The 24,950-nt window shown below is 61.2% G+C and carries 25 protein-coding genes and 1 other RNA gene; 11 read left to right on the top strand and 15 right to left on the bottom strand.

The genetic code is table 11. From position 1 onward, the window contains the following. The 5 genes from PMI16_RS16430 to PMI16_RS16415 all read right to left on the bottom strand — a co-directional run. The coding region (locus PMI16_RS16430; protein ID WP_202801652.1) for a SpvB/TcaC N-terminal domain-containing protein at positions 1-1,088 on the bottom strand (1,088 nt) is incomplete at its 3' end. Between the two features lie 599 nt (positions 1,089-1,687). Next, the gene (locus PMI16_RS16425) at positions 1,688-2,710 is read right to left on the bottom strand and encodes an ABC transporter substrate-binding protein (RefSeq protein WP_007881521.1); all 1,023 of its coding nucleotides are present in this window, start codon (positions 2,708-2,710) and stop codon (positions 1,688-1,690) included. 41 nt (positions 2,711-2,751) lie between these two features. Further along, a non-coding RNA gene (locus PMI16_RS25380) (sX9 sRNA) lies at positions 2,752-2,825 on the bottom strand. A gap of 60 nt (positions 2,826-2,885) precedes the next feature. After that, positions 2,886-3,758, bottom strand: a complete 873-nt coding sequence (locus PMI16_RS16420; protein ID WP_007881519.1) for an ABC transporter permease — start codon at positions 3,756-3,758, stop codon at positions 2,886-2,888. Positions 3,759-3,776: 18 nt separating this feature from the next. Further along, complete coding sequence (locus PMI16_RS16415) at positions 3,777-4,580, bottom strand: ABC transporter ATP-binding protein (RefSeq protein ID WP_007881517.1); 804 nt, start codon at positions 4,578-4,580, stop codon at positions 3,777-3,779. Between the two features lie 148 nt (positions 4,581-4,728). On the opposite strand from PMI16_RS16415, the gene PMI16_RS16410 reads away from it, so the two are divergent. Both PMI16_RS16410 and PMI16_RS16405 read left to right on the top strand, forming a co-directional pair. After that, positions 4,729-5,427, top strand: a complete 699-nt coding sequence (locus PMI16_RS16410) for a response regulator transcription factor (protein WP_007881513.1) — start codon at positions 4,729-4,731, stop codon at positions 5,425-5,427. Positions 5,428-5,434: 7 nt separating this feature from the next. Further along, on the top strand, positions 5,435-6,814 hold the full coding sequence (locus tag PMI16_RS16405; RefSeq protein ID WP_007881506.1) for a sensor histidine kinase: 1,380 nt from the start codon (positions 5,435-5,437) through the stop codon (positions 6,812-6,814). A gap of 72 nt (positions 6,815-6,886) precedes the next feature. Here the strand turns inward: PMI16_RS16405 and PMI16_RS16400 are convergent, their stop codons facing one another. Beyond that, the gene (locus PMI16_RS16400) at positions 6,887-7,288 is read right to left on the bottom strand and encodes a hypothetical protein (RefSeq protein ID WP_007881505.1); all 402 of its coding nucleotides are present in this window, start codon (positions 7,286-7,288) and stop codon (positions 6,887-6,889) included. A 29-nt stretch (positions 7,289-7,317) separates the two neighbouring features. After that, positions 7,318-8,538, bottom strand: coding sequence for a methyltransferase (locus PMI16_RS16395; protein WP_034380931.1), 1,221 nt, complete (start codon positions 8,536-8,538; stop codon positions 7,318-7,320). 197 nt (positions 8,539-8,735) lie between these two features. On the opposite strand from PMI16_RS16395, the gene PMI16_RS16390 reads away from it, so the two are divergent. Next, entirely contained in the window at positions 8,736-9,038 is a 303-nt protein-coding gene (locus tag PMI16_RS16390) for a hypothetical protein (protein ID WP_007881501.1), read from the top strand. Positions 9,039-9,068: 30 nt separating this feature from the next. Then, positions 9,069-9,527, top strand: coding sequence for a universal stress protein (locus PMI16_RS16385; protein ID WP_007881500.1), 459 nt, complete (start codon positions 9,069-9,071; stop codon positions 9,525-9,527). 80 nt (positions 9,528-9,607) lie between these two features. Here the strand turns inward: PMI16_RS16385 and PMI16_RS16380 are convergent, their stop codons facing one another. The 3 genes from PMI16_RS16380 to PMI16_RS16370 form a co-directional block, all read right to left on the bottom strand. Next, complete coding sequence (locus PMI16_RS16380; RefSeq protein ID WP_007881499.1) at positions 9,608-10,486, bottom strand: pirin family protein; 879 nt, start codon at positions 10,484-10,486, stop codon at positions 9,608-9,610. A gap of 21 nt (positions 10,487-10,507) precedes the next feature. Beyond that, the gene (locus PMI16_RS16375) at positions 10,508-11,359 is read right to left on the bottom strand and encodes a pirin family protein (protein WP_007881498.1); all 852 of its coding nucleotides are present in this window, start codon (positions 11,357-11,359) and stop codon (positions 10,508-10,510) included. Between the two features lie 113 nt (positions 11,360-11,472). Then, positions 11,473-11,853, bottom strand: coding sequence for a DoxX family protein (locus PMI16_RS16370; RefSeq protein WP_007881493.1), 381 nt, complete (start codon positions 11,851-11,853; stop codon positions 11,473-11,475). Between the two features lie 176 nt (positions 11,854-12,029). Between PMI16_RS16370 and PMI16_RS16365 the strand changes: the two genes are divergently transcribed. Then, on the top strand, positions 12,030-12,953 hold the full coding sequence (locus tag PMI16_RS16365; protein ID WP_007881491.1) for a LysR family transcriptional regulator: 924 nt from the start codon (positions 12,030-12,032) through the stop codon (positions 12,951-12,953). A gap of 142 nt (positions 12,954-13,095) precedes the next feature. Here the strand turns inward: PMI16_RS16365 and PMI16_RS16360 are convergent, their stop codons facing one another. Together PMI16_RS16360 and PMI16_RS16355 are read right to left on the bottom strand one after the other, a co-directional pair. Further along, the gene (locus tag PMI16_RS16360; RefSeq protein WP_443134895.1) at positions 13,096-14,070 is read right to left on the bottom strand and encodes a GlxA family transcriptional regulator; all 975 of its coding nucleotides are present in this window, start codon (positions 14,068-14,070) and stop codon (positions 13,096-13,098) included. A gap of 53 nt (positions 14,071-14,123) precedes the next feature. After that, positions 14,124-15,401, bottom strand: coding sequence for an MFS transporter (locus tag PMI16_RS16355; RefSeq protein WP_007881487.1), 1,278 nt, complete (start codon positions 15,399-15,401; stop codon positions 14,124-14,126). Positions 15,402-15,553: 152 nt separating this feature from the next. On the opposite strand from PMI16_RS16355, the gene PMI16_RS16350 reads away from it, so the two are divergent. The 5 genes from PMI16_RS16350 to PMI16_RS16330 all read left to right on the top strand — a co-directional run bounded on the left by PMI16_RS16350 (position 15,554) and on the right by PMI16_RS16330 (position 19,416). Then, on the top strand, positions 15,554-16,084 hold the full coding sequence (locus tag PMI16_RS16350) for an isochorismatase family protein (protein WP_007881485.1): 531 nt from the start codon (positions 15,554-15,556) through the stop codon (positions 16,082-16,084). 73 nt (positions 16,085-16,157) lie between these two features. After that, positions 16,158-16,907, top strand: a complete 750-nt coding sequence (fnr, locus tag PMI16_RS16345; protein WP_007881484.1) for a fumarate/nitrate reduction transcriptional regulator Fnr — start codon at positions 16,158-16,160, stop codon at positions 16,905-16,907. 14 nt (positions 16,908-16,921) lie between these two features. Further along, on the top strand, positions 16,922-17,638 hold the full coding sequence (locus tag PMI16_RS25615) for a phosphatase PAP2 family protein (protein WP_007881483.1): 717 nt from the start codon (positions 16,922-16,924) through the stop codon (positions 17,636-17,638). Positions 17,639-17,659: 21 nt separating this feature from the next. Further along, entirely contained in the window at positions 17,660-18,604 is a 945-nt protein-coding gene (locus PMI16_RS25610; protein WP_007881482.1) for a diacylglycerol/lipid kinase family protein, read from the top strand. A gap of 2 nt (positions 18,605-18,606) precedes the next feature. Then, the gene (locus PMI16_RS16330; protein ID WP_007881480.1) at positions 18,607-19,416 is read left to right on the top strand and encodes a metallophosphoesterase family protein; all 810 of its coding nucleotides are present in this window, start codon (positions 18,607-18,609) and stop codon (positions 19,414-19,416) included. Positions 19,417-19,505: 89 nt separating this feature from the next. On the opposite strand, the gene PMI16_RS16325 is transcribed toward PMI16_RS16330, so the two are convergent. Further along, the gene (locus tag PMI16_RS16325) at positions 19,506-20,411 is read right to left on the bottom strand and encodes an AraC family transcriptional regulator (protein WP_007881479.1); all 906 of its coding nucleotides are present in this window, start codon (positions 20,409-20,411) and stop codon (positions 19,506-19,508) included. An 83-nt stretch (positions 20,412-20,494) separates the two neighbouring features. Further along, positions 20,495-21,490, bottom strand: a complete 996-nt coding sequence (locus PMI16_RS16320) for a LysR family transcriptional regulator (RefSeq protein WP_007881478.1) — start codon at positions 21,488-21,490, stop codon at positions 20,495-20,497. Between the two features lie 130 nt (positions 21,491-21,620). On the opposite strand from PMI16_RS16320, the gene PMI16_RS16315 reads away from it, so the two are divergent. Beyond that, on the top strand, positions 21,621-22,640 hold the full coding sequence (locus PMI16_RS16315; protein WP_007881477.1) for a zinc-dependent alcohol dehydrogenase family protein: 1,020 nt from the start codon (positions 21,621-21,623) through the stop codon (positions 22,638-22,640). A gap of 46 nt (positions 22,641-22,686) precedes the next feature. On the opposite strand, the gene PMI16_RS16310 is transcribed toward PMI16_RS16315, so the two are convergent. Further along, a complete protein-coding gene (locus PMI16_RS16310) occupies positions 22,687-24,948 on the bottom strand; it encodes a DNA polymerase II (RefSeq protein ID WP_007881474.1) in 2,262 nt (753 codons plus the stop codon). Between the last annotated feature and the right edge of the window lie 2 nt (positions 24,949-24,950).

Below are 24,950 nucleotides of genomic sequence, written 5' to 3'. Positions count from 1 at the left end.
TGCTGGATGATGTCGAGCTTGCCATCACCGTTGAAATCACCATACGTCCAATACATCGGATCCCAGCTATTGATGTCCGTCCCGAAGTTGAAGGGCGTCTGTCCGACAAAACTGCCATCGGCTCCGCGCTGATAGCTGAAGGTCAAGGGAGGCAGGCAAACGCCGTCCGGCGTGCACTCTTTAACAGAAGACAACAAGGAACGGAACGTGGAAGAACTTTGACTATATTGAAATTGATACTCTTTCGTCTGAGTCGAATCGGAAAACAATTTCACTTTAGTTAAACGGCTCATGCTGCGCATCTGCGCCGATGCTTGATAAAACACCGTATTGTCAGGCCGGCTCTCGTAAGAAAACTGTACAGAACTATGGGGTGCAGACCCTGAAGTCACATTTCCGGTGTAATCGATTCTCAGCGGGACATAGTCCCCATTTTGAGCATCCTTGGTATAGGTAACGGAAATGTAGTTGCCCTTCACATCCGTTATCTTGTTCAAGCTCCATATACTGACCGTGCCCGCAGGCCAAGCGGCATTGCTTCCGGCGGCCTTGACGGCCTCGATTCTGGCATCCGTCGTTCTGCCGTACTCCATCACCTGGCCGGCCTTGGTCCACACCTTGAACCAGGACGGACCATTGCCGGCGCTGCCGTACGACACAATTTTCGCGAAGCTTTCCCGTTCAGTCCGATACTCAGTGCCGTCTCCGCCTTCACTCCCGCTGATGGCAATCAGTCTCTGCCCATCCAGACAATATCTGTCATTAGCGTCGTAATTCACCGCGCCTCGAACACCATCTTGCGCCATTGTTCTGGGGCATCTGCCTACGCCGCCCAAGCCGCCCAGACTCCATCCCGCGCCCAGCAAACCGTTGCCCGCCTGGCTGGAATAGCTCAGTGAAAGCTTGGGCTCCATGCCACCGACACCGGGGGCAACCTGAATTGGAATCGTATAGGTTGCGGCACCACTTTCACTCACCTGAAACTGCCCCGGCGTAGTGACTTGGGCTTGCGCGAAAGGAGATATGACAAGCGTTGGTAATACACAGGCGACAAACAGCCATGCACCACGTTTCAATGGATTGCGCAAAGGATTCCCCCGGAATTATTTTGTGTCGTATTTATTTTTACCACCAGCCATGAGATGTTCTTCATGCTGCAGCGCGCTATCTTAGCTAACTTGATCGCGGACGACTATAGGCTTTTAACTAAGTTCATTAAATATTTTTACAGTAAAATAAAACCTACCAAGAAGTATCTTTTATGCGGCTTAATAGTCGACGCGATTTGGAAAATTCAAAAAAATATTTTTGTAAATTGCCTTCATCAAGAAACGAGATGCTCTAGGAGTGATTGGAACCGCCCGCCTACGCCGTGCTGAGCCTGCGCGATGTCGGCGTGGTGGTGCACTACCATGCCTTCATGGATCAGTCGGAGCAGTTTCCGTATTACGGCTGAGGCTTGTTTTCCGGCAAGCACGGCGAATAACCGAATAAGCTCACCGTCGTCCCAGCGAACGCTGGGACCCAGTGTCGTATCGGCCGCTTTAACGACACTGGGTCCTGACTTTCGTCAGGACGACGGGAAAGCAGAAACGGCAAGTATTTTCAACGCGACCGCAAAAAAAACGGGGAGGCACACTGTGCACTCCCCGTTTTCCATCCGACATTCTGAAACCGGAATTTCGGTTTAACTACCTTTTCTCGTCTTGAACGCCGGCACGAACAAATCCGACCACACGGCAGGCTTGGTCTTGATGGTGCCCGCCTTGTCCATGAACACCACGTATTGCATGATGTCTTCCGGCGTGGTCGTGAATTGCGTGTCCGGATCGGCCAGCATCTTCTCGACTTCATCCTGGGTCAGCTTCATCTTCGACACGCGCAGGAAAGTCTCCGCCGCGCCCTTGCGGTTCTTGGCAATGTAGGCGTTGGCTTCTTCCTGGGCTTCCATGAAGGCTTGCGTCAGCTTGGGATTCTTGTCGGTGAACTGCTTGAGCGCGAACACGACGTCGATCGTGATGTGGCCCAGCACGTCGGAAGAATTCAGCACGCGCTTGATCTTCGGATCCTTGACTTCCTGGTACGAGAACGGCGGCGAAGTGAAGTGCGCGGTGATCTCGGTCTTGCCGGACAACAGCGAACCCAGCGCTTCCGGATGACTCAGGCTGACGGTCAACGGGTCGAGCTTGGCGTAGTTCTCGATGCCGAAAGTCTTGGCGGCGGCCATTTGCAGCAGCACGGCCGACAGCGAGGTCTTGATGCCCGGAATCGCGATCTTGTCCTTGGCGGTGAAATCCTTCAGCGACTTGACGTTCGGGTTATTGGTGTTGAGCCACAACGGCGAAGTGCTCAGTGCGCCGAGACCGATGACTTCCGAACGCGGAATGCCGTGCGCCTTCGACCACAAGGTGATGAAGCCCGGCGCGCCGGTGCCGGCGATGTCCAGGTTGCCCGACAGCATGGCGTCGTTGATGACGTTGCCGCCGTCCAGCAGCACCCAGTTGGTCTTGACGTCGCCCAGGCCGAGCGCCTTGGCGTGCTTTTCGATCAGGCCCTGGTCGCGGATCACCATCAGCGGCAGATACAGCAGGCCGTAGCCGTGCGACAGGCGCACCACCGGCGCTTCGGCGCGGGCCGGAACACTCGCGGCCAGCATGGACAGGCCGAGCGTTGCGGCCATCACTATCTTTGAAAAATGTCTGCGTTTCATTTGGTCTCCTTTGAAAGGTTCTAATTTATTTAGCCGAACCTGTTTGTGATCCGTAGCGAGAAGCCATCAGCCGGTGGCGGACGGAGCAGAGGAACCGGAGTGTACTTTAGTACATGAGGATTCCGAGCACCGCCCGACGCCGGATCATGGCTTCGCAGTAGGATCACAGACAGGTTTAATGTTGCATGCCCCAGCGGCGGATAGTCCGCTTTTCGATTTGGGCAAAGATAAGATTTTCGACAAACAGGCCGATCATGATCACAAAGAACAGGCCCGAGAACACATTTGCCGTTTCCAGCTGATTACGATTCTCAAAGATGTACCAGCCGAGGCCGCCGGTGCCGGACGACACGCCGAACACCAGTTCGGCGGCGATCAGCGTGCGCCAGGCAAACGCCCAGCCGATCTTGAGGCCGGTCAGGATGCTGGGGAAAGCGGCCGGGATCAGGACCGAGCGCACCAGCGAAAAACGTTTCAGGCCGTAGTTCTGCCCCACCATGCGCAAGGTATTCGACACCGAGCGGAAACCGGCGTGCGTGTTCAGCGCCACCGCCCACAAGACCGAATGCACCAGCACGAAGATAATGCTGCCGGTGCCGAGGCCGAACCAGATCAGCGCCAACGGCAGCAAGGCGATCGCCGGCAGCGGGTTGAACATGGAGGTCAGCGTTTCCAGGAAATCGTTGCCGATGCGCGAGCTGATCGCCAGCGTGGTCAGCAAACCTGCCAGCAGGATGCCGAGGCCATAGCCGATCAGCAAGGTCTCCAGCGAGACGGCGGCGCGTTGAAGCAGGACGCCGCTGCTGATGCCGCTCATGAAGGCATGCAAGGTTTCGCTGAAGCTGGGGAACAGCAGCGAGTTGTCGAGCCAGCGGCCGTAGACCTCCCAGATCAGCGCCAGCACCAGCAGGATGGCGGTCTTGCGGATCCAGCTGATGCGGTAGATGGCTTCGAAGGCCGACAACGGGCGCTGGACTTCGGCGACGGCGTTGCGGTTCGGTTCGACGATGATTTCCGGACGCACGAAAAGTGTGTTGTTTTTGCTCATGGCATGTCTCTTTATTTATTAATGCGCGAACAGCATGTCGTTGATGCGCTGCTCCAGTTGGGCCTGGCTGGCGGTGCCCATTTCTTCCGGCGGGATGCTGTTGAGCTCCGCCCTGACCTGGCCCGGATGCGGCGACAGCAGCAGGATGCGGGTGCCGATGCGGATCGCTTCTTCAATCGAGTGCGTGACGAACAGCACCGTGAAATTGGTGTCGTCCCACAGGCGCAGCAACTCGTCCTGCATCTTGCGGCGCGTGAGCGCGTCAAGAGCGGCGAAGGGTTCGTCCATCAGCAGCACGTCCGGCTCCATCGCCATGCCGCGCGCAATCGAGACGCGCTGCTTCATGCCGCCCGACAAGGTGTGCGGATAGCTGTCGATGAATTTGGCGAGGCCGACTTTTTCGATGTAATAGGCGGCGCGATCCGAGGCTTCCTTGCCTTGCAGGCGACCGCTGGCGTGCAGCGCGAACTCGACGTTCTGGCGCACGGTCTTCCACGGCAACAACTGGTCGAACTCCTGGAACACCATCATGCGATCGGGACCGGGCTGGCTGACTTCCTTGCCCTTGAGGCGGATCTTGCCGCCGGTCGGCTGCAGATAGCCGCCGATGGCCTTGAGCAGCGTCGATTTGCCGCAGCCGGATGGGCCCAGCAAAATGTAGCGATCCGACGGATGCACGTTGAAGCTGACTTGCTGCGTTGCAGTAACGAGCGAGTCGGAAGTCTTGTATTGCAGGGTGACGTTCTCGATTTCCAGCAGAGGCACGGACGGATCCACAGGCGTGGAGGAAGACTGCGGCGCTGCCGCAAGATCGTTTTTCACAAAATCTCCTTAAGGTACTTTTATTAATTCTGTGAAGGATGCTAATCTCGGAAGCTGTAATGAAACTGACATACCGCTGAATGCTGCTTGCTATATTTTTCGGATATGTCGGCATCAATAAATCGAGACACCCCACCATGGAACCATCATGCGCATCCTCCTGGTCGAAGACACGGCCGACGTCGCCGAAGCGATCATCGCCCACTTGTCGCGCATCGGTCACACGGTCGACTGGCAAAGCAAAGGCAACGAAGCCGCCAGACTGGTTACCGATCCCTACGACTTGCTGATCCTCGATGTGATGCTGCCGCAGCAGGACGGCTTTTCGCTGCTCACGCGCGTGCGTGAAAAAGGCCTGACCACGCCGGTGCTGATGCTGACCGCCTGCGCCGAAATCGAAGAACGCGTGCGCGCACTCGACCTCGGCGCCGACGACTACCTGATCAAACCCTTCGATTTCCGCGAACTGGATGCGCGCATCCGCGTGCTGCTGCGCCGCAGCGGCGGCGAAGCGACCAACCTGCTGAGTTGCGCCAACCTCACCATCGATCGCAAAAGCCGCACGGCTTCGCTCGACGGCATGCCGCTGGAGCTGACGCGGCGCGAAGTGACGCTGCTGGAAATCATCGCCGCGCGGCCGGGACGCATCTTCGGCAAGGACGAGCTGATCGACCGCCTGTTCAGCGTCGACGACACGCCCAACGCCAATACGGTCGAGCAGTACATCGGCCGCCTGCGCAAGAAGCTGGCCGGCGCCGGTTTCGAAATCCGCACCCTGCGCGGCCTCGGCTACCAGCTGGTGCTGCTGCCGGCCGGTGCGCAGTCCCCGGCAGCGGCGGCGCACTGAGGTCCGCATGATCGTCGCCGGACGTTCACTCTACACGCGCCTGGTCATGCGCGTCGGGCTGGTGCTGTCGATCAGTTCCGTGGCCCTGCTGATCGCCATCTGGATCTCGACCCAGCTCGCCGCCAATGAAGCCTACGATCGCATCCTCACCGGCAGCGCGCTGCAGATTGCGGAAAACACCTGGTACCAGAACGGCGCCGTCAACGTCGACGTGCCGTTGGCGGCCTTCTCCATGCTGACGGCGGGCGATCAGGTGTTCTACGTCGTAGTCGATCCGGAGGGCCGCACGATTGCCGGCGATCCCGACTTCAAACCCGAGATCCCCTGGAAAAGACTGAAGGACGGCCCGCTGCTGCAAGACGGCGCCTATCTCGACACGCCGGTGCGCATGGCCATTGTCGGCCGCCGCATGCCGGTCGCCGGCGAGCATCCCTGGGCGGTCATCGTGCTGGCGCAGACCAACAACGCCCGCCTGTCCTTTGCCAAGAGCGTCGGCACGCGCGCGCTGCTGGTGATCCTGGCGATGGGCGTGCTGACGCTGGTGGCGGCGATGTTCACGCTGTACCAGGCCTTGTCGCCGCTGAAGAAAATCGAAGCCGCCATCCGCGAGCGCGATCTCAACGACTTGTCGCCGCTGTCGATCACGGTGCCGGTGGAAACCCATGCCCTGGTGAGTTCGATCAACGCCTTCATGCAACGGCTGGCAGTGCATCGCGCCACCATGCGGCGCGTCATCGGCGACGCCGCGCATCAGTTGCGCACGCCGGTGACGGCCCTGGTTTCGCAGATGGAATTGCTCTCTGCACAACATGACGATGAAGGCCGCCGCCATCATCTCGACCGCCTGCGCGAGCGCACCCGCCACCTCGGCGCGCTGGTCAATCAACTGATCAATCACGCCATGGTGCAACACCGCAGCGACACCGCCGCTTTCGAGAAAATCGACCTCGGCGAACTGGTGCGCCGCGAAATGGCCGACATGCTGTCGCATCAGGAACGCCAGCTCGACCTCGCGATGGAAGCGCCCGAGCAGCCTTGCCTGATCATGGGCGACGCCATCAGCCTGAGGGAAGCGATCAAGAACGTGCTCGGCAATGCGCTGCAATACGGCGCCGCGAGTTTCCTGCACGTGCAGCTGGAACCGGTGGAAAACCAGTTCGAACTGCGCGTCATCGACGACGGCCCCGGCATCCCCGAAAACGACTGGGAACGCATCCGCAAACCCTTCGCCCCGCGCAGCGGCGAACGCGTCGGGGCCAGTCTCGGCCTGTCGATCGTGGAAGAAGTCATGCGCACCCACGGCGGCGTGCTGCGCTTCGGCTACAGCGGCGCGGGCAGTTTCATGGTGGTGCTGAGTTTTCCGGCGGCAGCACCGTCTGCGGCGTGACGATGCCAGCCCCGGCTTTTATTTGAAAATAAAATTAATAAAATCAATAACTTGAGATGGATACTTAATGTATCACTTCCATTCAAGGATGGCGTTTTTCTTGTCCAGCCAGTGCACCTTCACGGTCGACGCATTGACCTTGCGCCCGGCGCAGGCACTGGCCGCCAGCGCGAACGGCGTGTCGTAGTAGCGACCGTCATTCGACGAGCGCAAGCGCGTCTGCGGCGCGTTCTGGGCGAGCCAGTCGGCGGCATTGGTGCGCAGGTAGATCATGCAGGCGCTGCCGCTGGTGTCGGCGACTTCGCATTTGCAGGTATTGGCGCTGGTGGTGACCACCGGCTTGTCAGGCGCCGGCGGCGGATAACCGAAAGGATGGCGCTCGATCAACTGGGCCGACGCCGTGCCGGCCCCGAGCATCGCCAGCAAGGCGACTGCACCGAAAGATGAAAAGACGGGCGAAAGAAATGATTTCATAAACGGTCCTTTTGCATAGCGTCAGTTGCCTAGACTTTCTTCACCTTCAACTTCCACAGCGACGTCACTTCCTTCATGCGCGCGGCAGACAAGGGATCTTCCGCATCGCTGGCGCGCGGATGGCGCGGCTTGATGTCGGTCTTGCCGACCACCTGCAAACCCGCCTTGTCGATCATGGCCTGGATGTCGCCGCGTGCCCGCAAGCCCAGATGTTCGGCGAAATCGGACATGATCAGCCAGCCTTCGCCGCCCGGCGTCAGATGTTCCGGCAAGCCCTCGATAAAGCCGCGCAACATGCGGCTGTCGGGATCGTAAACTGCCGCCTCGATCGCCGAACTCGGCTTGGCCGGCACCCAGGGCGGATTGCACACCACCAGCGGCGCGCGTCCGGCAGGAAACAGATCGGCGCGCATCAGCTCGACCTGCTTGTTCACGCCCAGGCGCTTCAGGTTTTCGGCGGCGCAGTCGAGCGCGCGTTCGCTCTGATCGGTCGCGACGATGCGTTTGACGCCACGCTTGGCCAGCAGCGCCGCCAGCACCCCGGTACCGGTGCCGATGTCGAAGGCCAGATCGACGGTCGGCAACACCGCTTGCGCGATCAGGTCGACATATTCGCCGCGCACCGGCGAGAACACGCCATAGTACGGATGGATGCTGCCGCCCAGTGCGGGAATCGGCACGCCCTTCTTACGCCATTCATGCGCGCCCACCAGGCCCAGCACTTCGCGCATCGACACGACGCTGGCTTGCTCCCCGGGGCCATACACTTCCGTACACGCCTGGACCAGGTCGGGCGCCCGCCGCAAGGGAACGCTGTAATCGGCTTCCAGCGGCAGCAGCAGCATGCCGAGAATACGGGCGCGCTGCGCCTGCGCCTGACGATGCTGATGGAATGCCTGCGTGATGGAGATCGTGGAGATCGTGGAGATTGCCGGTTGTGCAACTGATTTGATCGTTTTTTTACCGGCAGCTCTGTCCGCCGCCGCTTTATCGGCCGCCTTGCCGCTCTTGCGCTCCGATTTCTTGTCGATGCGTCTGGCCAGGGCTTGCAGCAATTGCCGGGCATTTTGATAATCGCCGCGCCAGAGCAGGCCGGTGCCTTCGCAGACCAGCTTGTAGGCGACGTCGGCCGGAATGCGGTCGTCCGCCACAACGACGGTTTTTGGGGGTGGATTGCCGGCTTCGGAACGCCAGCGGGCGGAACGAATTTCCCCTGCTTCAGTCCAGCTTATAAGGGGGTAATCGCTCATGCTGCTGCTTTCGTAATCGTTTGACATGGCGCAGTGTAACAAAATGCCTGAGCGACTCCCTGCACGAGATCGAAACTTCTCTTATGATGAAGGTGTTATATTGAAAGCAACTGCAGTGAAAGCAACTGCACTGAAAACAAAAGCATGCGCAGATCCTGCGATGCACGTCCCCCATCTCAATAACCGCTGGAGCCGATATGTCCGATCCCATCCTGCGTCAAGACGACACCCACCACGTACGGCTGAAACAGATTCTTGCCGAGCTGGAACAGGAACTGCAAAACATTGCCGTCGACAGTCCCGAAACGAGAACCCTGAAGAACGATTTCGCCGTATTGAAGAGCCATCTGGATTCGCCCGAGGTCGAGGCCGGCGTCTTGCGCGAGCACATCGGCAAGACCCAGAATTCCGCGATGAATCTGATGGACTCCGTTGAAGGAGCGATCCTCAAGGACAGTCCCTATGTCGCCGAACTCGGCCGCATCCTGGGCATGATCTGACCACCTGAGCTTCAGACAAAAGGACACGGCATGTACGCAAGAATCCTCGTCCCCGTCGACGGCAGCGCCACCGCCAACCAGGCGCTGGACGAAGCCATCAAACTGGCCAAGGCGCTCGGCAGCACAATCGAAATCATCCACGTCGTCGACAACAGCTACATCCTCTACGACACCGGCTACCAGCCGCCTGCCGGCCTGCACCATGACTTCGTGAGCGCCGGACAAAACATCCTCGACGACGCCAGAAAACGCGTGGAAGCCGCCGGCCTGCCCGGCAACACGCGCATCATCGAAAGCCCGGTCGCGCCGGGCGACATTCCCGCCACCATCCTGCGCGCCGCCAGGGAAAGCAGCGCCGAGCTGGTCGTCATCGGCTCGCACGGCCAGAAAGGTTTCCGCAAGATGGTGCTGGGAAGCGTGGCGGAAAAAGTCATGCACCAATGCCCCTTGCCGGTCTGGATCATTCGCGGCAAGCAAGCCGCCGAATAGAAATCGCCGGCGACAACAAAAAAGGCCCGATGTCCTCATCGGGCCTTTTTTACGCCGGTGACAGGTGACATCACGCGCCGTTATTTTTCCGGCAACGGTATCCATTCGACTTCGCCGGGAATGGCCGGGAAGACGGACCGATCCTGCGCCCGCCAGGACAGCTTGGCGCTCTCGATCAGCTCCTTGCTGCTGGCCACGAAATTCCACCAGACGAAGCGCGGGCCGTCGATGGGCTCGCCGCCCAGCAGCATGAACAGCGCATCGCTCTGCGCCGTCAGCTTGACTTCGCCGCCCGGCTCCAGCACCGCCAGCACGCCCGCTTCCAGCGCTTCGCCGTCGAGCGAAGCGGCTCCCGTCACGACATAGACGGCGCGCTCGCTGTAATCGGCCGGCAGGCTCAGCGTCGCGCCGGCCTTGATGCGCCCCGACAGATACAGCGTCGGACTGGACGTCCTGACCGGCGACTGCTGGCCGTAGGCCTTGCCGGCCAGCAGATGCAGGCTGGCGCCGTCCAGTTCGATGCGCGGCATGTCGGTTTCCGGATAGTGATGGAAGCTGGCCTCGCCCTGCTCCTCATCCTTGGGCAAGGCCACCCACATCTGCAGCCCGTGCACCGGCACCTTGTCGTTGCGGATATCTTCGGGAACACGCTCCGAATGCACGATGCCGCGCCCCGCCGCCATCCAGTTGACGGCGCCCGGCGTAATGCGCTGCACGACGCCGAGGCTGTCGCGATGCATCATCGCGCCGGAAAACAGATAGGTCACCGTCGCCAGGCCGATATGCGGATGCGGCCGGACGTCGCCTTCGGTGGTGTCGCTGTCGAATTCCACCGGTCCCATGTGATCGAAGAACACGAAGGGACCGACGGTGCGGACGGCAGCCGCGGGCAACAGGCGGCGCACCGGGAAACCAATGTCGCGCACCAGGCCGTGGATCAGATGACGAATGCTGCTCATGGCGGTCCTTTTCAGAAATAATTAAAAACGTCCGGCGCGGAAATCGTCGATAGCCTGCTCGACTTCTTCCCGCGTATTCATGACAAACGGTCCCCACTGCGCAATCGGCTCATTCAACGGCTGTCCCGAGATCAGCAGAAAACGGCTGTCCTTGCCGGCATGGACTTCGACGCCCTCGGCTCCCGGCGTATTGCTCAGGATCGCCATGCGGCCTGCGGCTGCCACGCGCTTGTCTTCGCCAATCTGCAACTCGCCCTCGTACACATACAGAAAGGCATTATGCGTCGCCGGAATCGGCAAGGCTATCTGTTTGTCGGCCTGCAGATGCAGGTCGAGATACAGCGGCGCCGTGGTCGGACGTTCCACCGCGCCCTTGGTGCCGAAGGCTTCGCCGGCCAGCACGCGGACGTGTACGCCATCCTGCGGCGAGACTTCCGGGATGCCGGCCGACGGAATGTCGCTGTATGCCGGGGTAGTCATCTTGTCGCGCCCTGCCAGGTTCACCCACAGCTGAAAGCCGCTCATGAGGCCGTCTTCCTGTTCCGGCAGTTCCGAATGCACCAGCCCGCGGCCGGCGGTCATCCATTGCATGCCGCCCGGTTCCAGCAGACCTTCGTTGCCGGCGTTGTCGCGGTGGCGCATGCGCCCTTGCAGCATGTAGGTCACGGTTTCGAAGCCGCGATGCGGATGGTCGGGAAAACCGGCCAGATAGTCGTCCGGCTTGTCCGAGTGGAAAGCATCCAGCATCAGGAAAGGATCCAGGCGGCGTTGCAAGTCATGGGTCAGCACGCGGGTAAGGCTGACACCGGCGCCATCCTGGGTCGGGATGCCGTTGACCAGCCGTTCCAGCTGGCGGGTAAAAGTGGTGCTCATGGTGTTTCTCCTGTTATGGCTACTTGCGGCTACTGCTGCCGGGATCGGCTGCAGTGGCCTGATACTTCAAATGTCAACTATGCGAAACGATCCGGCTCGCTTATCCGGCTCGCTTACTCGGTTGGCTTGACCGACCAGAAAACCAGCAGAGCGCCGATGATCGACAGGTTCTTCAGGAAGTTGGTCAACTGGCCTTGCATCGCGGCCGGATCGACAGCCCAGAAACGGTGAGCAGCCAAGGTGGCGCCAACGGTGAAGATGGCGATCAGCAACGCGGCCGGACGCGCCAGGCGGCTGCCGCTCATCAGCGCCAGACCGGCGCCGACTTCGACGAAGATCGTCACGATGACGGCCAGTGTCGGCACCGGCAGGCCGAGGCTTGCCATGAAACCGACCGTGCCGGAAAAGCCGATGATCTTGAAAATGCCGGAAATCACGAACAGCGAAGCCAGCAAAATGCGGCCGAAGGTAAAAGCGGATTTGGAAATAGTCATGATGAAGTTCCTTAAAAAGTTGTTTTGGATAAAGCACGAATGTTTGGTTGGTAACGCTGAAAAACCCTGAAACTCGGATGAATCAGAAAGCAGGGTCAGAATAATGCGAATAAGCGCGACATGAAATTGATTATTTTTCTATAATCAATATCTAATAAATAGATAGTGTTGCCGTCATGAACATAGAACGCTTCTCCCTCGACCAGTTGCGCGTATTCGTCCAGGTGGCCGACAGCGGCAGCTTTCTGGCTGCGTCGCGCATCCTCGCCCGCGCACAATCGGCGGTCAGCTACGCCATCGGCACGCTGGAAAGCCAGCTCAACGTCCCTCTGTTCGACCGCAGCGGCTACCGCCCCCAACTGACCGACGCCGGCGAAGCCTTGCTGCGCGACGCGCGCCAGGTACTGGATCAGGTGGATTCGCTGCAAGTACGCGCCAATGCGTTCTCTCAGGGACAGGAACTGGAGGTGGCGCTGGCGGTGGATGTGTTCTTCCCCACCGACTGCCTGGTGGAACTGCTGCGGCGCTTTCGCGACGCCTTTCCGGCGGTGACGGTGCGGCTGGAAATCGAAGCCTTGGGCGCGGTCGCAGAACGCGTGCTCGACGGCCGCTCCATGCTCGGCATCCTCGGCACCCTGCCGACCACGCCGCCCAATCTGCTGCGCGTAACCTTGCCCAGCGTGACGGTGGTCGGCGTCGTCTCGCCCCAGCATCCGCTGGCGGCGGTCAAGGGGAGGATTCCGGACAGGCTGCTGGCGCAACAAACCCAGCTGGTGCTCAGCGACCGCAGCGAACTGACGGCGCGCCAGGACTTCGCCGTGCACTCGCGCCTGTCCTGGCGCATGAGCGACCTCGGAACCAAACACGCGCTGCTGCGCGCGGCAATGGGTTGGGGATACATGCCACAGCATGTGGTGAAAGACGACCTGCAAAACGGCAAGCTGGTCAGGATCCAGACCTCGCAGCATGCGCCGGAAGGCATGGCGCTGCCGATCCAGTGCGTCTACCGGCCCGACTATCGCGCGGGACCGGCCTTGTCGTGGTGGCTGGATGCGCTGGCGGCGTTGAAGACGCTGGATGGGATCAGCGTTACCGAGTGAGGCATGTTCAGTCCAGATCTGTCATGGCTTTCCAGCGTCGTCCCAGCGCACGCCGGGCCCCAGTGTCGTGACTACCGTGGCTACGACGATGGTGGATCCTGACTCTCGTCAGAACGACGACAGCATGCATCGTCAGGGCTGCTCAATGCGCCGAAAACCGGCTCCGATACTGCGCCGGACTCACGCCGAGCTGGCGCTGGAACACGCGTCGCAGGTTCTGCTCTTCGCCGTGACCGGTCTCGGTGGCAATGCTCTTGAGCGGCAGGTCGGTTTCTTCCAGCGCGCGGCAGGCGGCTTCCAGGCGCATGGCTTCGACGGTCTTGGCGGGCGTGCGGCCTTGCTCGGCGACGTAGGTGCGGGCGAAGGTGCGCGGACTCATGTTGACGCGGCTGGCCAAATTTTCCACGCGCAGGTCGTTTTTCAGGTTGGAGGCGATCCAGGCGTGCAGTTCGGCGAAGCGCGCGTTTTCGGATGACTGCGACACCAGCGGCACGCTGAACTGCGACTGCCCGCCCGGCCGCTTGATGAACATCACCAGTTGCCGCGCCGTCGCGATGGCGACCTTGTGGCCGTAATCTTCGTCCACCAATGCCAGCGCCAGATCGATGCCTGCCGTGACGCCGGCCGACGTCCAGACGTCGCCTGCGCGGATGAAGATCGGCTCGGGGTCGACTTCGATGTCGGGATATTGCTGCTGCAGCCGCAAGGCCCAATCCCAGTGCGTGGTCACGCGCTTGCCCTTGAGCAATCCGGCGGCGGCGAGCAAGAAGGCGCCGGTGCAGACCGAGCACACCCGGCGTGCCTTCCCGGCATGACGGACTATCCATGCGACCAATGCCGGATCGGCCTGAAACGTCTCGCCGACGCTGCCGCCGGGCGCAATCAGCGTGTCCATGGACTGGCCCTCGAAGGCTTCCAGCGGTTCCGTCATCACGGTCAGGCCGGCGCCCGTCAGCAGCGGCCCGCCTTGGGAAGACAAGACATGCACTTCATACAGCGGACGCGGCTCGCTCACGCCAGCCGACGAGGCCGTGCGGCCGGCCGTGACGAAAGTTTGCAGCGGGCCGCTCAGGTCGATCAGGTTCATGCCTGGATAGGCCAGCAATACGATACGCAGGGTCTTGCCGTGCTTCATGGGGTTTCCGTATTTCCGAAGTAAATGAGGCGTGATCAGGCCGTCGCTGCTCTTGCCGAGCTTGCCGCCATCCAGCGCATGCTGAGGATCGCGCAGATCGCCAGCAAGGGCAGGATCGCGATATTGAGCGCCGACCAGCCGTAGTGTTCCAGCAGCGGTCCTGCGGCCAGCGTCGCCAGTGCGGTAGCAGCATAGCGCAAAAATTCCGACAGTCCCTGCGCCCTGGCCCGCTCGTTGGGACGATAGGATTGCGCCAGCAAGGTGGTGCCGCCGACGAACATGAAGTTCCAGCCGACACCCAGGCACAGCAAGGCAAGGTAGAACGCCGGCAGGCCGGTCGACGCCATGGCGATCACCGCGCAGGCAAGATTCAGCAATACGCCGCAGAGCACGATCGCCCCCAGCCCGAAACGTTTGATCAGGTGACCGGCGAAGAAAGACGGCGCGTACATGCCGACCAGATGCCACTGGATGATGTTGGCGCCATCGTTGATGCCGTGATGGCAAGCCACCGCCGCCAGCGGCGCCGCGGTCATGATGAACATCATCACCATCGAGCCGACGACGTTGTTGGCCAGTGCTGCGATGAAGACCGGCTGGCGCGCGATCTCGCCGGTTGAACGTGGCGGCTCTTGCGGGGTGGATACTGCGGTGTCGATGGCGGCACCGGTATTTTCCACGTCGCGGTAGAACGCCAGCAGCACGACCATCGACAACAGGCTGAGCAAGGCCACCATCAGATACGCGCCGGAAAACAAGGCAGTCGGAAACAGATCCTTGCTCCACGCCGCCAGCGCCGGGCCCAGCACCGCGGCGATGACGCCGCCGGTGAGTACGGTGGAAATCGCCTTGCTTTTCAGTTCCGGCCCGACGGCGTCGGCCGCCGCCAGCCGGTAATACTGGGCAAACGCCTGGAACACGCCGACGCCCGCCGTGCCGACGCAAAAACTCCAGAAATGCCCGTGGAACACCGACCACACCGAAATCGCGCCGCCGATGGCTCCCGCCAGCGCGCCCAGCGCAAAACTGAGCCGCCGCCCCAACCGCTGGATCAGGAAAGCCGCGAACCATGTGACCACCGCACCGGCCACGGTGATCAGCGCGAACGGCAAGGTCGCCAGCGATTTGTCGGGCGCCAGCTGATAGCCGGTCAGCGCGGTCAGGGTCAGGTCGATCGAGATGGCGCAGGTGAACAGCCCCTGGCATATGGCCAGGATACGGGCGTTGCGATACCCTGCTTTGACGCTACCCGTTTCATCAGCCTCGGGTAAGAAAGGCCGGCTATCATTCTTTGCTTGATGGGGAGTTGGCATGATGTCCTTATGCTGAATTCGGCTGCACGCTCTGAACGTCGGCAACGGATAAATTGTCGAATCCATGCGGCATGTCGTCAATGACACAAAACTTTCAATTCCTGCCAACGCGTCCGGCCTGACACGCGTACAAAACCGCTCAAGGAGTGTTTATGCTGATGAACGCCAACGAATCCGCCCTGCTGATCATCGACGTGCAGGAAAAGCTGATGCCGGCCATCCACGACGGCGCCGCCGTGCTGGCCCAGAACATCCGCCTGGCAACCATCGCCAGCCTGCTCGGCCTGCCGGTGATTGCCACCGAACAAACGCCCGACAAGCTGGGTGAGAACCATCCCGACATCAAGCGCCTGTGCGACCGCACGCTGGTCAAGACGCACTTCGACGCCTGCGTCGACGGTTTGCCGGCGGCTTTTCTGTCGGCCTGCAAGGAGGTGGTCATCAGCGGCTGCGAAGCGCACGTCTGCATGCTCCAGACCGCCATGACGCTATTGCAGAACGGCTATCGCGTCTGGGTGGTGACGGACGCCACGGGATCGCGCAAGACCTCTGACCGCGACGCCGCATTCACGCGCCTGGCGCAGGCCGGCGCGCACCTGGTGACGCTGGAGATGGTGGCTTTCGAATGGATGCGCGACAGCCGCCATCCCTTATTCCGGGAAGTACTCAAGTTAATCAAGTAAACTGTTACGGATATTGCGTAATTAATAAGCAAGATAATAAGCAAGAAAATTGTTGCCGGGAGCAAAAAACAGTATGTCCAGTTCCACCAATACCGCGCCGGTGCTGACCGTGCAGGCGCTCCAGGCCGGTTGCGCTGCATGCAGCATGCATCAGCTGTGCCTGCCCATGGGCCTGGATGAAGCCGACATGCTTCGCCTCGATCAGATCATCGGCCGCCGTCGCCGCGTCAAGCGCGACCAGAGCCTGTACCGCATGGGCGACACCTTCAACACGCTGTACGCCATCCGCCTGGGCCACTTCAAGACCTACCAGATGAACAGCAACGGCAGCCAGCAAATCACCGGTTTCCAGATGGCGGGCGAATTGCTCGGCATGGACGCCATCGGCACCGGCCGCCATCAATGCGAAGCCGTGGCGCTGGAAGACAGCGAAGTCTGCGACATCCCGTTCAGCCAGCTGGAAGGATTGTTCCAGGACATGCCGGTGTTGCTGCGCCAGTTCCACCGCATCATGAGCAAGGAAATCTCGCGCGAGCAAGGCGTCATGCTGGCGCTCAACAACATGAGCGCGCAACAAAAGCTCGCCGCCTTCCTGGTCAATCTGTCGTCGCGCTACGTGACGCGCGGTTACTCGGCGACGCGCTTCCAGCTGCGCATGACGCGCGAAGAAATCGGCAACTACCTCGGCCTGGCGGTCGAGAGCGTCAGCCGCCTGCTGTCCGGGCTCAAGAAGAACGGCATCGTCGACGTCAATCATCGCGACCTGGAGTTGCTGGACTTGCCTGCGCTGCGCTCGATTGCGCTGGGCACGCCGGCCTGCTGAACCAACGCAAACGCATGGCGAATCAAGACACCGGCAAACCATCCTTCCTGCGCGCCCGGCTGGCCCGCGATCATTACCTCGGCTTGCCGCTGACCACCGGTATCCTGGCCGTGCTCTGCACGACGGCCCTGTTTGCGCTGGTCGCTTTGCATGCACTGCGTCCCGGCGCCCTGCCGGATCTCGATCAACGGATCGCCGACTGGTTTCACGTCCGCGCCTCAAGCAGCCTGACGACTGCCATGCTGGCTTTCACGCATCTGCACGGCACCATCGGGATTCTTGCCATGAGCGCCCTGCTCGCACTGCGGCTGATGCGCGACAAGGCCTGGGCCTGGCTGCTGACGCTCATCGTGTCGGTGCCGGGCGGCATGCTGTTCAACTATGGATTGAAATACGTCTTCCAGCGCATGCGCCCGCAATTCGAGCAACCTATCCTGATCTTGCACAGCTACAGTTTCCCCAGTGGCCATACGATCGGGGCGGCGCTGTTCTACAGTGTGCTTGCCGCGTGGCTGACGATACAGCCGGCTGGTGCGCAACGACGCTTGACCATCGTTGCGGCAGCCGTTGCGCTGACCGCGCTGACGGGACTGAGCCGCATCTACCTGGGCGCGCATTTTTTCAGCGACGTGATCGCCGCCATGCTGGAGGGATGGGGATGGTTTGCATTCTGGACAACGATTATTTTTACAATACGGCGGCACCAATTGGCACGAATGCCTTCCAACTGATTTGACCATTCCAAATCGCCCATGACAGTAAAGCCCGAATCGTCCCGCAGCATTGCCGTCATCATCAACGTCCACGCCGGCGGCGGCCACGCACAGGAACTCGCGCAGCGCGTCATCGACGGTTTCCGGCATTACGATATACAAGCACACGTTACCCTGGCCGAAGACGGCGCCCAGCTCATCAGTGCGGCCGGGAACGCCGTACGGCAAGGGACGGAAATCATCGTCGCCGGCGGCGGCGACGGCAGCGTCAACGCGGTCGCATCGATGGTCGCCGGCAGCAAGTCCCTCTTCGGCGTGCTGCCGCTGGGCACGCTCAATCACTTCGCCAAGGATCTGCAGATCCCGCTGGTGCTGGAAGACGCCATCCGTACCGTTGCCCAAGGCCGGGCGCTGACGATCGATACCGCTGAAGTCAACGGCACCCTGTTCATCAACAACTCCAGCCTGGGTCTCTATCCGGACATTGTGCGCGACCGCGAAAAACAGCAAAGCCGGCTCGGCCGCGGCAAGTGGCTGGCCTTCTGCCGGGCGGCCATGGAAGCCTTGCGGCGCTATCCTTTCCTTGACGTGCGCTTGCGCATCGACGACGTCGAACATCGCCGGCGCACGCCCTTCGTCTTCATCGGCAACAACGAATACCTGATGAACGGCCTCAACATCGGCACGCGCAAGAGCCTGACGGACGGCAAATTGAGCCTGTACGTCTGCCATCGCACCGGCAGGCTGGGTTTGCTGCGGCTGGCGCTGCACGCGCTGTTCGGCACACTGAAAGAGGCGCGCGACTTCGACATCCTCGGCACCACCGAAATCGAGATCGAAACCCACCACCGCCGCGCCAAACGCCTGCGCGTCGCCACCGACGGCGAAGTCAACATCATGCAGACGCCGCTGCGCTATCGCATTCGTCCGGCATCGCTGCGGGTGATGGTGCCTGCGGACACCAGCCTCGCCGGGGAGGCCTGAGCATGCGCACCATCGTCCATCTCTCCGACCTGCATTTCGGCCGCATCGACGAGGCGCTGATCGCGCCTATCATTGCGCAAATACACGCGATCGCACCCGACCTGATCGTGGTGTCCGGCGACCTGACGCAACGGGCAAAGTCGGAACAATTCAGGGAAGCCCGCCAGTTTCTCGATGCCCTGCCGCAACCGCAAATCGTCGTGCCGGGCAACCACGACGTGCCGCTGTTCAACGTGATGGCGCGCTTCTTCCGGCCGCTGACGAAATACCGCCGCTACATCACGCCGCAGCTGCAGCCGATTTTCATCGATGAAGAGATCGCCGTGATCGGCATCAACACCGCGCGCTCGCTGACCATCAAGGACGGCCGCGTCAACGACCGCCAGATCGAACTGGCGCGGCGCGAGCTGGCCGCCGTCGGCGACCACGTCGTGAAGATCATCGTCACCCACCACCCCTTCGACCTGCCGCCCGGACCGCAGCATCACGATCTGGTCGGCAAGGCCTTGCCGGCCATGCGCGCGTTCGCCATCTGCGGCGCCGACGTGCTGCTCGCCGGGCATGTCCACACGAGTTCCGCAGGCAGCAGCGCCGGCCGCTACGACATCGCCGGCTATTCCGCGCTGGTGGTGCAGGCCGGCACTGCCACGTCGACCCGCAACCGCGGCGAAACCAATTCGTTCAATGTCCTGCACGTGGAGCCGCACCGTATTGCCGTGGAGCGCATGCATTGGCGGGCAGAAGAAGAGAAATTCGTTCAAACCGCCAGGCAGGAATTCGAGCAACGCGGCAATGAATGGTTTTCCGCCTGATAAGGTCAGACGGTGCGCAGAACGAACTGCGGATTATACGAACCTAAACCCGCAGCAAGATGTCATCCCCGGCCAGCGCAATCAGCTGGTCACCCAATCGGCAGGAAAACATCGAGAATTGCCTCTCCCTCCGGCACATCCGGGAAAAAGCACACCCTTTGCACAAACAACGGAAAGTCGCGCGGCGCCTCCCCGCTTTGCGGCAGCCACTCCAGGTACAAAAAGCGTGCCGCCTGTTCCAGCATTTCTTCCTGCCCCTTCACACGCAGCACTGCGCAACGCCCTGCGGGAATCGTCTTCTCAACGATGCCCACCATGTTCTCCCGGATGGCTTGCGTGGTGGCGGCACAAATATCCAGACGAAAATCCTGCGGATCAACGTCAGCCGGGTTGTCGTACAAAATATTGAACGTGGCGCTCACCGCAGGCGGCAGGCGCTGTTGCTTGCGCCAGTCGATGAAGCGGCGCACGGACTCCCCGATCGTGCGCGGATCCCCGCGATGTTCAAGCGCTGCGACACGCGTCTCGTTGAAATCGACCATCCTGACGTCTTCAATACGGTAAGTATTTTTCATGGCGCGGATCCGGCTTTCTCTCAATGGTTGATAGATGGCATGCCAAGGATCCCATTGCGGCTGCGCGCGAAAGCCGGACGGCGATTGACCGATCTCTCTTCGAAACGCACGGGCAAACGATTCCGGCGTGTCGTAACCGTTGGCCAGCGCGATGTCGACCACCTGATCGTCCCGAAACGCCAACTGATACGACGCGCGCCGCATACGCCGCAACTGCACGTAGCGATACACGCCGACGCCGAACAATCCGGTGAACTGACGGTGAAAATGAAATTTGGAGAACGACGCCACGATGCTGAGCCGCTCCACCGACAGGTCGCCGTCGAGATGCTCGTCGATATAGTCGATCACTTTACGGAACCGGCCGTAGTAACGGTCAGGCTGAAAGTCATTCGTTGCATCGCTCTGCGCTTCATTCATCAATGGTTCTCCCTTGTGATTGAGAGATTATCGACGTGCGGCGCAAGCAGCCTGACCGATCTTGCTGAGTTTGCACGCCATGCTCAACCTGCCTGCACAAGGCGCCGAGGCTGCGGGTGCGGACCGGCCGGCGTCGACATCAATACTGGCTGCGGATGCAATGCAAAGCCGTCATCCTGGCCAAGCACTTGCGGCACTTCGGCAACCAGCGCATCGATGGCGACGCGCACCTTTGACGGCAGATGACGCGCGTGCGGCCACACGACGTGGATGTCGTTCGCGACCAGTTGATCCGCTCCCATCACCAGCGACAGACGTTCGCTATGCAGCTCGTGCCAGATCATCCAGCATGGCAGCCACGCCAGTCCGGCGCCAGCGACAGCCGCATCGGTGATGGCCTGCAAGTCGTCCAGCAGCAGCCGGCAATGAATGTTGACGTCCTGCACCTGGCCGTCGGCGGCCTGCAATTGCCATGGCGCAGTGCGACCCGCGTTGCTGTAGGCGATGCCCTGGTGCCGGGCAAAATCTTCCATGTGTTCCGGGATACCGTGTTGCGCCAGATAATCAGGCGCAGCGCAGATGCCCATACGCTGCACGCCAAGCTTGCGCGCAACCAGTTTGCTGGTGTCGGGCAAGGTGCCGATACGCACCGCGAGGTCGTAGCCCTCTTCGACCAGATCGGCGACACGGTCGTTGAACGACATGTCGATTTGCAAGGCCGGATAGGTTTGCATCAGGCGCAAGATCACCGGCGCGATGCAACGCCGGCCGAACAGCACCGGCACGCTGATGCGCAAGCGTCCGGAAGGCTCTCGCTTGCCGCCCTCAAACGCCTCTTCGGCGGCCTCCAGCTCTGCCAACGCGCGCAGGCAACGCTCGTAATAGATCTGACCGTCTTCCGTCAGGTTGTGCCGCCGCGTGGTGCGGGAAAAAAGTCGCACTCCCAGGCGCTGCTCAAGGCGGGCGACGATCTTGCCGACCGCAGAGCGGGTGACGCCCAAACGCTGTGCCGCCAGCGCGAAACTGCCTGCTTCGGCCACATCAACGAATACAGAAATGCCATCCAGCCGCTCGTTCATATTGGTTCCAAATCAGATTCAATGTTGATCAGAATATTACCCAATGGTGCTGATAATTCTCTTATATCGTAGCCGTTCGGTGAAAACCTTGCACCGGACTATTTTTATTTCTTACTGATTGGAAGTCACGATGAAAACCTACCAAATGCGTCTGGGCGCCGGTATCTCCGGCCTGACTGCCGTACAGATCGCCACGCCGACACCGCGAGCCAATGAAGTACTGATCAAGACCCACGCCGCGTCGCTCAATTACCGCGACCTGATGTTTGCGCGCGGCAACTACCTCAGCAAAGCCGAGCGTCCTCTGGTCGCGCTCGGCGATGGCGCAGGCGAAGTCGTTGCGGTCGGCGCCAACGTCACGCGCTTCAAGACCGGCGATCGTGTCACGCACAGCTATTTCCCCAAATGGATCGACGGCACGCCCGATCCGGAAAAGACCGCCCTCTCTTTCGGCACCGCCATTGACGGCACGCTGGCCGAATACTTCGTCGCGCCGGAAGAGTCCCTGGTGACCATTCCTGCACACTTGTCGTACACGGAGGCGGCAACGCTATCCTGCGTCGGCACGACAACATGGAATACCTTGTTCTCGGACGGCGGTTTGCTGCCCGGCGCGACAGTGCTGTTGCTGGGCACCGGCGGCATGTCGGTGTTTTCCCTCCAGGTGGCGAAAGCAGCCGGCATGCGCGCCATCATCACCTCCTCCAGCGACGACAAGCTTGAACGCGCCCGCGCACTGGGCGCCGACGCCACCATCAATTACATCAGGACGCCGGAGTGGCAGGAAGAAGTCTTGCGCCTCACCGGCGGCCGCGGCGTCGATCTGACGGTGGAGGTCGGCGGTGAAGGTACGCTGGCCCGGTCCCTGCAAGCCACGCGCATGGGTGGCGTCGTGTCGGTGATCGGCGGCGTCAGCGGATTCGGCGGCACGGTCATCGATCCGCTGGCAGTCATCGGCGGCGCGAAACGGCTCCACGGTATCTTTGTCGGCAGCCGCGTCATGCTGGAAGAACTGAATCAGTTCGTCTCAGCGACCAAACTGCACCCGGTCATCGACACCGTCTTCAGCTTCGATGAAGCGCCGCAAGCCTATCAGTATCTGGAATCAGGCAAGCAATTCGGCAAGGTGGTGATCCGCGTCGCCGACTGAGTCCGGCGCCGGCGCGGCGCACCAGGCACGCCGCGCTGGCGACAGTTCAGAACAACTCTTTCTGCCCCGTCACCAGCGCCGCAAAATCATCCTGCATGAACGGCAGGATGGCGTCCGCCACCGGTTGCAGCTGGCGCGTGACGTAGTGGTCGTAGTCGATCGCAGAACGGCGCGTTTCCAGCGGTTCCGGTCCGGCGGTGGTCATGACGTAGCTGATCCAGCCGCGGTTCTGGTATTGCAGCGGGCGGCCCTGCTCGCGGTTGAACTCGTCGGCCATGCGCGCCGCGCGCACATGCGGCGGCACGTTGCGTTCGTACGCATCCAGCGGTCGCCGCAGGCGCTTGCGATACACCAGCGCGTCGTCGCGCTCGCCGCGCAGCGTGCTGGCCACGTAGTCGCGCACGTAGGCCTGGTAAGGCTCGCGCCGGAAGATGCGGCGATACAGCTCTTGCTGGAATTGCTGCGCCAGCGGCGTCCAGTCGGTGCGTACGGTTTCCAGCCCTTTGTAGACCATTTCCTCGCTGCCGTCCGGCTTGACGATCATGCCGGCGTAGCGCTTCTTGCTGCCGAACTCGGTGCCGCGCACGTTGGGCATGAGGAAGCGGCGGTAATGCGTTTCATACTCCAGCTCGAGCGCACTCTCCAGTCCGTACTGCTCTCGCAGATGGGTGCGCCACCAGTCGTTGACGTGCTTGGCCAGCGCGTTGCCGATGGCGTCGGCCTCTTGTTCGCCATGCGCCGACTTCAGCCACACGAAGGTGGAATCGGTATCGCCGTAGATCACCTGATAGCCCTGCGCCTCGATCAGTTCGCGCGTGCGATGCATGATCTCGTGGCCGCGCATGGTGATCGACGACGCCAGCCGCGCGTCGAAAAAACGGCAGATGGTCGCCCCGAGCACGCCATACAGCGAATTCATGATGATTTTCAGCGCCTGCGACAAGGGCTTGTTCTGCCGACGTTTGGCGACTTCGCGGCCTTGCCAGATTTTGGCGACGATGGCTGGCAGGCTGTGTTTGGTGCGAGAAAAGCGCGCGCCGCGAAATCCCGGCACCGACTCGGCATCACCTGGATGCGCCAGCCCCTCCACCAGGCCGACCGGATCGATCAGGAAGGTGCGGATGATGGACGGATACAGGCTCTTGTAGTCGAGCACCAGCACCGAATCGTACAAGCCCGCCTGCGAATCCATAACGAAGCCGCCCGGACTCGACTCCGGCGGCGTATCGCCCAGGTTGGGCGCGACGAAGCCCATGCGATGCATGTGCGGCATGTACAGATGGCTGAACGCCGCCACCGAGCCGCCGGTGCGATCGGCCGGCAAACCGGTCACCGAGGCGCGCTCCAGCATGAAGTCCAGCAGCTGGGTCTTGGCGAAGATGCGCGTGACCAGTTCGCAATCCTTGAGGTTGTAAGTCGCCAGCGCCGGCTTGTCTTCGGCAAAGCGGCGGTCGATTTCATCCATGCGCTGATAGGCGTTGGTGATCTCCTTGCCCTCGCCCAGCAAGGTCTGCGCCACCGACTCCAGGCTGAAGGACGGAAAACTCCAGGTCGCCGCGCGCAAGGACTCAATGCCGTCGATGATCAGGCGGCCCGCCGCCGACGCGAAATAGTGATTCTCGTTGTAACCGTGCTCGCGCCACTCCAGTTCGCTGCCGTCGCGGCCGAAGCGCAGCGGCGTCTTGAAGCGTTCGGCATGCTCCTGCAACACGCGCAGGTCGAACTGCACCACGTTCCAGCCGATGATGGCGTCGGGGTCATGCCGCGCCATCCATTGGTTGAGCCTTTCCAGCATCAGCTGGCGGCTGTCGCAATACTCCATGTCGAAATCGATGCCGGACGCGTCGCCGTTCGGCGGACCGAGCATGTAGACCTGCCGCTGTCCGCAGCCTTCCAGCGCGATCGAATAAAGATCGCCGTGCATGGTGGTTTCAATATCCAGCGAGACCAGTTTCAGGCGCGGGCGATAGTCGGGCGCGGGTTTGAGCTGGATGTCGGTCAGCAGGCCGTGAGCGTTCACCTCTCCGCTGAACTGCACCGGCGCCGTGATGAAGCGCTCCATCAGGTAGCGTTCGGGCGGACGGATGTCGGCTTCGTAGACGGTGACGCCATATTCCCTGAGCAGCTTGTCGAGCTTCATCAGTTGCCGGTGTTGCTGGCAATACAAGCCCAGTACCGGGCGATGCTGGAAGTCCGTCAGTTGCAGAGGCTTCAATTCGTAGTTGCGTTCGTTGCGCAATACCTTCTCAGCCTGTTCGCGCTGCTCCGCCGGGATGAAGGCCACCGAATGCTGCAGCGGCAGGCGCACCC

This window comes from Herbaspirillum sp. CF444 (genome assembly GCF_000282135.1).
GTDB lineage: Bacteria > Pseudomonadota > Gammaproteobacteria > Burkholderiales > Burkholderiaceae_D > Herbaspirillum.
Note: the sequence above shows the minus strand (reverse complement) of the source record. Positions and strands in the feature narration are given on the sequence as shown.